This window comes from Nocardioides sp., assembly GCF_025964975.1.
Taxonomy (GTDB): Bacteria; Actinomycetota; Actinomycetes; order Propionibacteriales; family Nocardioidaceae; genus Nocardioides.
In genome coordinates, this window is sequence record NZ_JAOPXV010000102.1 from 1 (window position 1) to 9,807 (window position 9,807).

Genomic DNA, 9,807 nt, shown 5'->3' on the forward strand with positions numbered 1-9,807 from the left:
AGGTCATCAAGGGCGCCGACATGGTGTTCGTGACCGCCGGCGAAGGTGGTGGCACCGGGACCGGTGGCGCTCCCGTCGTGGCTCGCATCGCCCGTTCGCTGGGCGCCCTGACCATCGGTGTGGTGACGCGACCCTTCGCCTTCGAGGGACGCCGTCGTGCCAACGCTGCGGAGGAGGGCATCAGTCAGCTCCGCGAAGAGGTCGACACCCTCATCGTCATCCCCAACGACCGGCTGCTCTCGATCAGCGACCGCAACGTCTCGGTCCTCGACGCGTTCAAGCAGGCCGACCAGGTCCTGTTGCAGGGCGTCTCAGGCATCACCGACCTGATCACCACCCCCGGACTGATCAACCTCGACTTCGCCGACGTCAAGTCGGTCATGGCCAACGCCGGCTCCGCCCTCATGGGCATCGGCTCGGCCCGGGGCGAGGACCGCGCGGTGCAGGCTGCCGAGATGGCGGTGTCCTCCCCGCTGCTCGAGGCCTCGATTGAGGGCGCCCACGGCGTCCTGCTCTCGATCGCGGGCGGCTCCGACCTCGGCCTGTTCGAGATCAACGAGGCGGCCGCCCTGGTTTCCCAGTCGGCCCACGCCGAGGCCAACATCATCTTCGGTGCGACCATCGACGACGCGTTGGGTGACGAGGTGCGGGTGACCGTGATCGCCGCCGGCTTCGACGGAGGTATGCCGAAGCGCCGGTCCGAGGGCAACGTCCTGCGACCCAACGTGCCCGTGCAGTCGCAGGCCGAGACCCGCGCGGCTGCCCAGGACCTCGCCGCGAGCAGGTCCACGACGCCGGACTCGGTGGTCGGCCGGTCCACGCCCAACCCGGCGCTGGTGACCGCTTCGGCCCCGCACGGGTCCACGGCCCAGTCCGTCGCCCAGCCCGCGGCGGCACCCAGGCCGACCAGGTCGGTCCAGTTCGACGACGACGACCTCGACGTCCCGGACTTCCTGAAGTAGGTGTTCGTCTTCCGCGACACGCTGGAGGCCACGTCGACCGACTCCTCGGAGTCACGGGTCGACGTGGCCTTCACCGATTCCACTCTCGACCTCGGAGAGGGGCCGGACGCCGATCTGCAGCGACTCGACGACCACCTGACGCAGCTCGGCACGGCCTGCGGCACCCGCATCGTGAGGATGCACCAGGTGCACGGCGCGGACGTCTCGACAGTGTCCGGCGCCAACGTGCCGCCGCCGCAGGCGGACGCGCTGGTGACCACCCAGACCGGGGTCGCGCTGATGGCCCGCGCGGCGGACTGTGTTCCAGTGCTGCTCGCCGATGCCCGAGCGGGCGTCATCGGTGCGGTTCACAATGGACGGCCGGGCCTCGTGGCGCGGGTCGTGCCGGCTGCCGTCGCCCGCATGCGCGAGCTCGGCGCCGCCGAGATCACCGCATGGGTCGGCCCCCACGTGTGCGGGCGCTGCTACGAGGTGCCGGCCACGATGCGCGAGGAGGTCGCCGCCCTCGTGCCCGAGTCGTTCGCGGAGACCTCGTGGGGCACGCCCTCCCTCGACATCGGAGCGGGTGTCCGCGCCCAGCTCGCGGCGGACGCCGTCCAGGTCGTGTCGATCGAGCGCTGCACCCGCGAGGACCCGGAGCTCCACTCCTACCGGCGCGACGGCGCGGCCGCTGGCCGTCTCGCCGGCCTGATCTGGAGGACCCCATGAGTCGTGCCGACGAGATCGCGACCAATCTCACCGCCGTACGCCGCCGCATCGCCGACGCGTGCGAGACGGCCCGGCGGTCTCCCGACGAGGTTGCCCTCACCGTTGTCACCAAGTTCTTCCCCGCCTCCGACGTGCGCATCCTGGCTGACCTGGGAGTGACCGACGTCGGGGAGAATCGCCACCAGGAGGCCTCCGACAAGGCAGCCGAGTGCGCCGACCTGGGCCTGCGCTGGCACTTCATCGGTGGCCTGCAGAGCAACAAGGCCGTCGCGGTGGCCACCTATGCCGACGTCGTCGAGTCGGTCGACCGGACCAAGCTGGTGTCCGGCCTGCAGCGCGGAGCCCACGAGCGCAGTCACCACGTCGAGGTGCTCCTCCAGGTCAGCCTCGATCCCTCCGGAGCCGAGCAACGCTCGGGCGTGGATCCCGCCGACCTGAGCGCTCTCGCGAGTGCCGTCGAGCAGGCGGGCGCGCTGAGGCTCCGAGGACTGATGGCGGTCGCTCCGCTGGGGGAGGGCCCGGACAGCGCCTTCGCCCGGCTCGCGGAGATCCGCGCCGCGTTCGTCGCCGTACACCCCTCGGCCACCGAGCTCTCCGCCGGCATGAGCGGTGACCTGGAGGCCGCCATCCGTCACGGCGCGACACGCGTGCGTGTCGGCTCCGCGGTCCTCGGTCCGAGGCCCGTGGTCCAGTAATGTCGCCGACAGACGTACACGACCCGCGAGCGCGCAGATGCGCCTCGTCGACCGGAGGATCACTGTCATGAGCGGCGCGATGCGCAAGATCGGCGAGTACCTCGGCCTGCTCGAGGACTCCGGTCAGTACGACGACTTCGACGACTACGAGACCAGCCGGCACGAGGCGGTCGACGAGCGTGCGACGTCGCCAGTGCGCGAGCGTCGTCCTGCCCCCGTGTCCGATCTCTCCGAGCGCCGCCGTCCGGCCTCGGTCTCACCTGGAGTGGTTGCCGAGTTGAGCCGAATCACCACGCTGCATCCTCGCAACTACAACGAGGCGCGCCTCGTGGGGGAGAACTACCGTGACGGCACCCCGGTGATCATGAACCTGTCCGAGATGGACGACAACGACGCCAAGCGCCTCGTCGACTTCGCCGCCGGCCTGATCTTTGCCACCCGTGGCACCATCGAGCGCGTCACCAACAAGGTGTTCCTGCTCTCCCCGCCCAACGTCTCGGTGTCCACCGAGGACAAGGAGCGGATCGCGGAGAACGGCTTCTTCAACCAGAGCTGAGTTCACGTGCCGATCGTCGGGCCGATCCTCTACTTCGCCGTGGGGATCTTCATCGCCTTCCTCTGGATCCGCTTCATCGTCGACTGGGTCCAGGTCTTCGCCCGGAACTGGACGCCGCGCGGGGTGCTGCTGGTGATCTTGGAAGCCGTCTACTCAGTCACCGATCCGCCGATCAAGGCGCTGCGCCGGGTGATTCCGCCTCTGCGCCTCGGCAGCATCGTCCTCGACCTGAGCTTCCTCATCGTGCTCGTGGGCGCCATCTTGCTCCGGAGCCTGATCGGCAGTGTCATGCTCTAGAACCACCAGCCACACGGGTCACCGAGCACGGGTGGCCTTCGGGGGCTAGTGTGTTGGCTGCAGTGCAGTCGTGCTGCACATTGTCTTGTATCGATTTCAGTTCGCCGACGTGAAAGTTTGGGTGAGGTCATGCCGCTGACGCCTGAGGACGTGAGCAACAAGCGCTTTACTCCCGTCCGCCTCCGTGAGGGGTACGACATGGGAGAGGTCGACCAGTTCCTCGACGAGGTGGAAGCAGAGCTCGCCCGGCTGACCAAGGAGAACGAGGACCTCCGTTCGAAGCTCTCGGCTGCGCAGTCGGGCGCCTCGGCCCCCGCCCCCACACCGACCCCTGTGGCGGCACCGGAGCCCGTGCGGCCCGCCCCCACGCCGGCGCCGGTTGCAGCTGCACCCCCGGCCCAGCCCCAGACGCTTCGCGTCGAGACGGTGGCGCAGGCGTCCAACGCTGCGGCCCGCTTGCTGGAGATTGCGACGCGCAATGCCGACGAGCTGGTCGACGAGGCGAAGAACGAGGCCGACAAGATCGTCGGCGCCGCTCGCACCAAGGCCGAACGCCTCGAGGCGGAGTCCAAGGCCAAGGCTGACCGGCTCGAGGCCGACGCACGGCAGCGCTCGCAGATGCTCGACTCGGAGACGGCCGAGCGCCGCCAGCAGATGTTCGGCGACCTCGAGCGGGACCGGGACAAGCTCAACAGCGAGGTCGAGACGTTGCGTGCCTTCGAGCGGGAGTACCGCTCGCGTCTCAAGACCTACTTCAGCCAGCAGCTGGAGGCGCTCAAGGGCAACAACTCCGTTGCCGACACGCCCAGCGGGGACGCCCCGGCGCCCAAGCGCCTCCGCTCGATCCTCGGCGAGGAAGAGGCCTGAGGGCCTCAGCGGCCGAGGTTCACGTCACAGAGTTCGGCCGGTCCCTCGTGGGGGCCGGCCGTTTTCTCACCCCTGTGGGCGAGGCGCTTTGAGCGCCGGGCTCACCAGCGACTAGCCTCCACCCACGCGTGTGGCCCCGACCCCACACTCACGGCCGCCGCAAGGAGACCCGCACCCATGGCCCGCACCACTCCCAAGTCCCTCGCCGGCAGCGCTGCTGCTGCGGCCAAGAGGGTGATCGGCCGCGGCTCAGCGGCTCCGAGCGGCGCGGCCTCGTCCACGACGACCAAGGCGAAGAAGGGGACGTCGGCCAACGGCACGCCGGCGAAGGCTGGCGCCAAGGCCACCACGTCCAAGACCGCTCCCGCAGCCAAGAAGGTCGCTGTGAAGAAGGCGCCGGCCAAGGCAGCGCCGGCGGCCAAGAAGGTCGCTGTGAAGAAGGCGCCGGCGACGTCGGCTCCCGCAGTCATGAACACCCCCGCGAAGAAGACGGCTCCCGTGGCCAAGAAGAGCCCGTCGAAGACGACGTCAGTGAAGAAGGTCCCCGTGACGAAGAGCGCTCCCGCGAAGAAGTCCACCAAGGTCGCCGCTGCTGCGGTCGCCCCCGCGGCGACCAAGTCGACCCGGTCGACGAAGGTGACCAAGAAGGCCTCGGCAGGGTCGCTGGTCGTCAAGGTCGGCGAGGAGTCGTGGACCAAGGCGGAGCTGGACGAGGTCGTTGCCGAGCTCCACGGCCAGCACGACAAGCTCGCACACGTCATCGAGGACGCCGAGACCGAGCTGGCCGGGCTGATGAAGGATGCCGGCGACGGCGCGGGTCACGACCAGGCGGACATGGGCGCGACCAGCTTCGAGCGTGACCACGAGCTGACCGTGGTCAACATCGAGCGCGACATGGTCGCGCAGATCGACAAGGCGCTCGCCCGCATCGACGACGGGACCTATGGCATCTGTGAGGCCTGTGGTGAGCCGATCGGCAAGATGCGGCTGATGGCTTTCCCCCGTGCCACACTGTGCCTGCCATGCAAGCAGCGCGAGGAACGTCGCTGAATTCCAGCCACGCCGACCCGGTCTCCGGGCAGACCCGACGCCGCAGCACGTGGTGGCTGTTCGCCCTGATCGGTGGCGCGGCCTATGCCCTCGACATCGGCACGAAGCAGTGGGCGTTGAGCGCCTTGGTGGATCGCGACATCGAGGTCATCGGCGACTTCTTCGTCCTGCACCTGACCCACAACCCCGGAGCGGCCTTCAGCACGGGCACCGAGTTCACGCTGGCCCTGAGCTGTCTGGCCGTGCTAGCGGTCGGCGTCGTCCTCGTGCTGAGCCTGCGGCTCGCGAGCCCGCTGTGGTCGGTGGCTCTCGGGCTGCTGATCGGCGGCGTGGGGGGCAACCTCACCGACCGGGTCATCCGCGACCCGGGCGTCATGCGTGGCCACGTCATCGACTGGCTGATGCTGCCCAACTGGCCCGTCTTCAACGTCGCCGACATGTGCATCATGAGCGCGGCCGGCATCATCATTCTCCAGAGCATCCGGGGCGTGACCCTGCGCGGTGAACGAGTCGCCGACGACGAGACGGCAGTAGTGGAAAGCGATTCATGAGCAGCTACTCCGACCACCGCACCGTGCTCGTCCCCGAGGGCCTTGCGGGTGAGCGCGTGGACGCGGCGATGGCCCGCATGTTCGGGCTCTCGCGCACGAAGGCTGCCGACCTGATCGCCCAGGGCCTTGTGCAGGTCGACTCCGCCTCGGTCGGCAAGAGTGACCGCGTGCACGCGGGCTCGATGTTGGACGTCACGATCCCCGCCGAGACCGATCCCCTCGAGGTGGTGCCGGAGATCGTGGAGGGCATCAAGATCATCCATGACGACGAGGCGATCGTCGTGATCGACAAGCCCGTCGGGGTGGCCGTGCACCCCTCGCCCGGCTGGTCGGGCCCCACGGTCGTGGGGCACCTCGCCGGCGCAGGCTTCCGGATCTCGACCTCCGGAGCCAAGGAGCGCGAGGGGATCGTCCAGCGCCTCGACGTCGGGACGTCCGGTGTCATGGTGATCTGCAAGTCCGAGCGCTCCTACTCGGTGCTGAAGCAGGCGTTCCGGGACCGTACGGTCGACAAGACCTACCACGCACTCGTGCAGGGCCATCCGGATCCGCTGACCGGCACGGTGGACGCTCCGATCGGCCGACACCCCAGGCACGACTACAAGTTCGCCGTGATGGCCGATGGTCGCCACAGCATCACGCACTACGAGACGCTGGAGGCACACCGCTTCGCGTCGCTGCTGGAGGTCCACCTCGAGACCGGGCGCACCCACCAGATCCGCGTGCACATGGCCGCCCTCAAGCACCCCTGCGTCGGCGACATCACCTACGGCGCCGACCCGTCGCTGAGCCGTCGCCTCGGGCTGGAGCGTCAGTGGCTGCACGCCACGAAGTTGGGCTTCGAGCATCCGAGCACCGGTGACTACGTCGAGTACGAGTCGACGTACCCCGACGACCTTGCCCACGCCCTCGAGGTCATCCGAGATGAGCGCTGACCCCTCCGTCCGCCTGGCCACCGAGGCTGACCTGCCCGCCGTCGCCGAGGTCTACCTGACCGCACGCGATGCGGCCTCGATGCCGCCGCGCGTCCACTCCTCCGACGACGCCCGGGCCCGGGTGAGGTCGTGGGACCTGTCCGTCCGCGACGTGTGGGTGGCCGAGACCGGCAGCGTGGTGGTCGGCTTCGCCAACCTGACACGGACCTGGCTCGACGGGCTCTATGTCGCGCCGGGTGCCCAAGGTGCAGGAATCGGCTCGACCCTCCTCGATCTCGCCAAGGCGCTGCGACCCCACGGCTTCGGCCTGTGGGTCTTCGCGGTCAACCATCCAGCGCGCGCCCTCTACCGGCGCCACGGCTTCCTCGAGCTGGAACGCACGGATGGTGCGGGCAACGAGGAAAACGCCCCCGACGTGAAGATGGTGTGGCCAGGCGCCGATCCGCTGGCCTACTTCCGATCCCTGATCGACGAGGTGGACCTGTTGCTGGGCGACGTCCTGGCCCGCAGGGTGGCGCTGACCCGGGTGGTCCAGGACCACAAGCGGGCGGTCTTCGCCGCGCCCGATCCCAGCCGCGACTCCGCCCGGGAGCACGAGATCGTGACGCGCGTCGCGGGCGTGGTCCCCGAGCTCGGGCCCGAGCGGGTCGCGCGCATCGTGCACGCGATCATCAGCGAGTCCCTGGACGCCTCACGGGAGTGACGGGCGTCGTGGCGACAATGTGCCCATGCAGATGGACGGAGACATCGCCGAGCGCTACCGCGACTTCGCGGCGTACGCCGAAGGCGACTCGGACTGCTTCGTCGAGTGGGCCCTCGGGGTGGCCGGCGACCCGGAGGTCCACGACTGGCTTGCCGTCCTCCCACGGGGCAAGCAGCAGCCGAACCTCGTCTTCGCCGCCGCGCGGTGGCACGGTGCCCAGGCGCCGGCGCCGTACGCCGAGCTGAAGCGGGTCCTGCGGGAGAGCGGTAACGACGTCCTTGCGACGATCCGGGATCAGGCGACCCAGACGAACGAGGTGGGCAGGCTGGCCACCCTGGTGCCGGTCTTCGCCAGGATCGAGGCCGAGGACGGGCCGCTCAGCCTGATCGAGGTCGGGGCGAGTGCTGGCCTGTGCCTCTATCCCGACCGGTACGACTACGCCTGGCCGCACCTGGGAGCGCTCGGCGGCACGGGCGGACCCACCCTGACGGCGGACGCGACCGGACAGCTCCCGGTGCCTGCGCGCCATCCGGAGATCGCCTGGCGCGGGGGAGTGGACCTGAACCCGCTCGACGTCCGGGACGAGGACGCCATGGCGTGGTTGACGAACCTCGTGTGGCCGGAGCAGGACGACCGGAGGACCCGGCTGCGCGAGGCCGTCGCAGTCGCCCGCCAGGACCCTCCCACGATCGTGCGCGGCGACCTCGCCGTCGAGCTGCCCGGTCTGGTGAGGCGGGCCGCCGAGCACGGCGCCCCGGTGGTGTTCCACAGCGCGGTCATCGCCTACCTCGACGACGAAGCGCGTCAGCACTTCCACGACGCGATGACCGACCTGGTCGCTGCCGGGACCGTGCGCTGGGTGAGCAACGAGGCACCGCGCGTGCTGCCCGGGGTCACCCACGGCCTGGACGTGCCGTCGGGGCGGTTCGTGCTGGGCCTGGACGGGCGTCCGGTAGCCCTGACACACGGCCACGGGCACGCCATCCACTGGCTCTAGCGGCGGCGCGGGTGTCGTGTCGGTGGGCCCTGACACACTGACGTAGGCTGGCGCTCTTCCCCCTCAGACGCGTCCGCCAGTGCCCAGATGCGTGCGTTCCTGCAACCCTTCGGAAGGTGTGGAAGTCCCCTCATGTCGGCAGGTTCCAACGACAGCTTCGCGCACCTGCACGTCCACACCGAATACTCGATGCTGGACGGTGCAGCCCGGCTGAAGGACCTCGCCGAGCGCACCGCGGAGCTGGGCATGCCGGCGATCGCGATGACCGACCACGGCAACGTCTTCGGTGCCTACGAGTTCTACAAGCAGTGCAAGGCCGCCGGGGTGAAGCCGATCATCGGCATGGAGGCCTACTTCACCCCCAACATCAGCCGGTTCGAGCGCAAGCGCGTCAACTTCTACAAGGGCGGTCCGGACGACGTCAGCAGCCGCGGTGCCTACACCCACATGACGTTGCTCAGCGAGAGCACCCAGGGCATGCACAACCTCTTCCGGCTCTCGACCGGCGCCTGGCGTGACGGCTTCTTCCAGCACCCCCGCGCCGACCGGGAGCTGCTCTCGCAGCACAGCGCCGGGATCATCGGCACGACCGGCTGCCCCAGCGGCGAGGTGCAGGTGCACCTGCGCCACGACAACTACGAGGCGGCCCGTCAGACCGCCGCCGACTACCAGGAGATCCTCGGCCGGGACAACTACTTCCTCGAGCTGATGGACCACGGCCTCGACATCGAGCGCCGGGTCCGCGACGGTCTCCTGCGGCTGGCCAAGGACCTCCGGATCCCGCTCCTGGCAACCAACGACTCGCACTACGTCAACCGGGAGGACGCTGCCAGCCAGGAGCACCTGCTGTGCATCAACTCCGGCTCGACGATGGACATCCCGGCCGGTGACGGTCCGGGCCAGCGCTTCGCGTTCTCCGGCGACGGCTACTACATCAAGTCCCCCGCCGAGATGCGGGCGCTCTGGGTCGACAAGTACGACCTCCGTGAGGCCTGCGACAACACGCTGTGGATCGCTGAGCGCTGCGACGTCTCCTTCACCGAGGGCAACGGCACCTACATGCCGCGCTTCCCGTGCCCGCCCGGCGAGGACGAGAACACCTGGCTGGCCAAGGAGGTCATCAAGGGCCTCGAGTTCCGCTACCCGGGTGTCGTTCCCGACGACGTCCGCAAGCAGGCCGACTTCGAGATCGGCGTCATTACCCAGATGGGTTTCCCCGGCTACTTCCTCGTCGTCGCCGACTTCATCAACTGGGCCAAGGACAACGGCATCCGGGTCGGCCCCGGTCGCGGCTCCGGCGCGGGCTCGATGGTGGCCTACGCGATGCGCATCACCGACCTGGACCCCCTGAAGCACGGCCTGATCTTCGAGCGCGTCCTCAACCCCGACCGGGTCTCGATGCCGGACTTCGACATCGACTTCGACGAGCGCCGGCGCGGCGAGGTGATCCGCTCCGTCACCGGGACGTACGGCGACGACCGCGTCT

At 69.3% G+C, this 9,807-nt stretch carries 12 protein-coding genes; all 12 read left to right on the plus strand.

From position 1 onward, the window contains the following. Nucleotides 1-962 (plus strand): cell division protein FtsZ (gene ftsZ / locus JWN68_RS07155; RefSeq protein ID WP_297736740.1); only part of this gene is annotated, 962 nt, incomplete at its 5' end. After that, nucleotides 963-1,670 carry a peptidoglycan editing factor PgeF gene (gene pgeF, locus JWN68_RS07160; protein WP_297736743.1) on the plus strand — a complete coding sequence of 236 codons (708 nt, stop codon included), beginning with the start codon at nt 963-965 and terminating at the stop codon, nt 1,668-1,670. Continuing rightward, nucleotides 1,667-2,365 (plus strand): YggS family pyridoxal phosphate-dependent enzyme, encoded by a 699-nt coding sequence (locus tag JWN68_RS07165; RefSeq protein ID WP_297736746.1) that lies wholly within the window; start codon nt 1,667-1,669, stop codon nt 2,363-2,365. Before pgeF ends, JWN68_RS07165 begins: the two co-directional genes overlap by 4 nt. 67 nt (nt 2,366-2,432) lie before the next feature. Further along, on the plus strand, nt 2,433-2,921 hold the full coding sequence (gene sepF, locus JWN68_RS07170; protein ID WP_297736749.1) for a cell division protein SepF: 489 nt from the start codon (nt 2,433-2,435) through the stop codon (nt 2,919-2,921). 6 nt (nt 2,922-2,927) lie between these two features. Then, nucleotides 2,928-3,218 (plus strand): YggT family protein, encoded by a 291-nt coding sequence (locus JWN68_RS07175; RefSeq protein WP_297736752.1) that lies wholly within the window; start codon nt 2,928-2,930, stop codon nt 3,216-3,218. 129 nt (nt 3,219-3,347) lie between these two features. Continuing rightward, entirely contained in the window at nt 3,348-4,085 is a 738-nt protein-coding gene (locus JWN68_RS07180; protein WP_297736755.1) for a DivIVA domain-containing protein, read from the plus strand. Between the two features lie 177 nt (nt 4,086-4,262). Further along, the gene (locus tag JWN68_RS07185; RefSeq protein WP_297736758.1) at nt 4,263-5,135 is read left to right on the plus strand and encodes a TraR/DksA family transcriptional regulator; all 873 of its coding nucleotides are present in this window, start codon (nt 4,263-4,265) and stop codon (nt 5,133-5,135) included. Then, entirely contained in the window at nt 5,108-5,686 is a 579-nt protein-coding gene (locus tag JWN68_RS07190) for a signal peptidase II (protein WP_297736761.1), read from the plus strand. The genes JWN68_RS07185 and JWN68_RS07190 overlap by 28 nt, the downstream gene beginning before the upstream one ends. Further along, nucleotides 5,683-6,621: an RluA family pseudouridine synthase gene (locus tag JWN68_RS07195; protein ID WP_297736763.1), complete on the plus strand. Its 939-nt coding sequence runs from the start codon at nt 5,683-5,685 to the stop codon at nt 6,619-6,621. Before JWN68_RS07190 ends, JWN68_RS07195 begins: the two co-directional genes overlap by 4 nt. Beyond that, on the plus strand, nt 6,611-7,324 hold the full coding sequence (locus JWN68_RS07200) for a GNAT family N-acetyltransferase (RefSeq protein ID WP_297736767.1): 714 nt from the start codon (nt 6,611-6,613) through the stop codon (nt 7,322-7,324). The genes JWN68_RS07195 and JWN68_RS07200 overlap by 11 nt, the downstream gene beginning before the upstream one ends. A 25-nt stretch (nt 7,325-7,349) precedes the next feature. Next, nucleotides 7,350-8,321, plus strand: coding sequence for a DUF2332 domain-containing protein (locus tag JWN68_RS07205; RefSeq protein WP_297736770.1), 972 nt, complete (start codon nt 7,350-7,352; stop codon nt 8,319-8,321). A gap of 132 nt (nt 8,322-8,453) precedes the next feature. Continuing rightward, the coding region (dnaE, locus tag JWN68_RS07210; protein ID WP_297736773.1) for a DNA polymerase III subunit alpha at nt 8,454-9,807 on the plus strand (1,354 nt) is incomplete at its 3' end.

Bases quoted from the DNA above. Each gene is read 5' to 3' on its own strand.
- JWN68_RS07165 (WP_297736746.1), top strand. From the start codon at position 1,667: ATGAGTCGTGCCGACGAGATCGCGACCAATCTCACCGCCGTACGCCGC.
- sepF (WP_297736749.1), top strand. From the start codon at position 2,433: ATGAGCGGCGCGATGCGCAAGATCGGCGAGTACCTCGGCCTGCTCGAG.
- JWN68_RS07180 (WP_297736755.1), top strand. From the start codon at position 3,348: ATGCCGCTGACGCCTGAGGACGTGAGCAACAAGCGCTTTACTCCCGTC.
- JWN68_RS07185 (WP_297736758.1), top strand. From the start codon at position 4,263: ATGGCCCGCACCACTCCCAAGTCCCTCGCCGGCAGCGCTGCTGCTGCG.
- JWN68_RS07190 (WP_297736761.1), top strand. From the start codon at position 5,108: ATGCAAGCAGCGCGAGGAACGTCGCTGAATTCCAGCCACGCCGACCCG.
- JWN68_RS07195 (WP_297736763.1), top strand. From the start codon at position 5,683: ATGAGCAGCTACTCCGACCACCGCACCGTGCTCGTCCCCGAGGGCCTT.
- JWN68_RS07200 (WP_297736767.1), top strand. From the start codon at position 6,611: ATGAGCGCTGACCCCTCCGTCCGCCTGGCCACCGAGGCTGACCTGCCC.
- JWN68_RS07205 (WP_297736770.1), top strand. From the start codon at position 7,350: ATGCAGATGGACGGAGACATCGCCGAGCGCTACCGCGACTTCGCGGCG.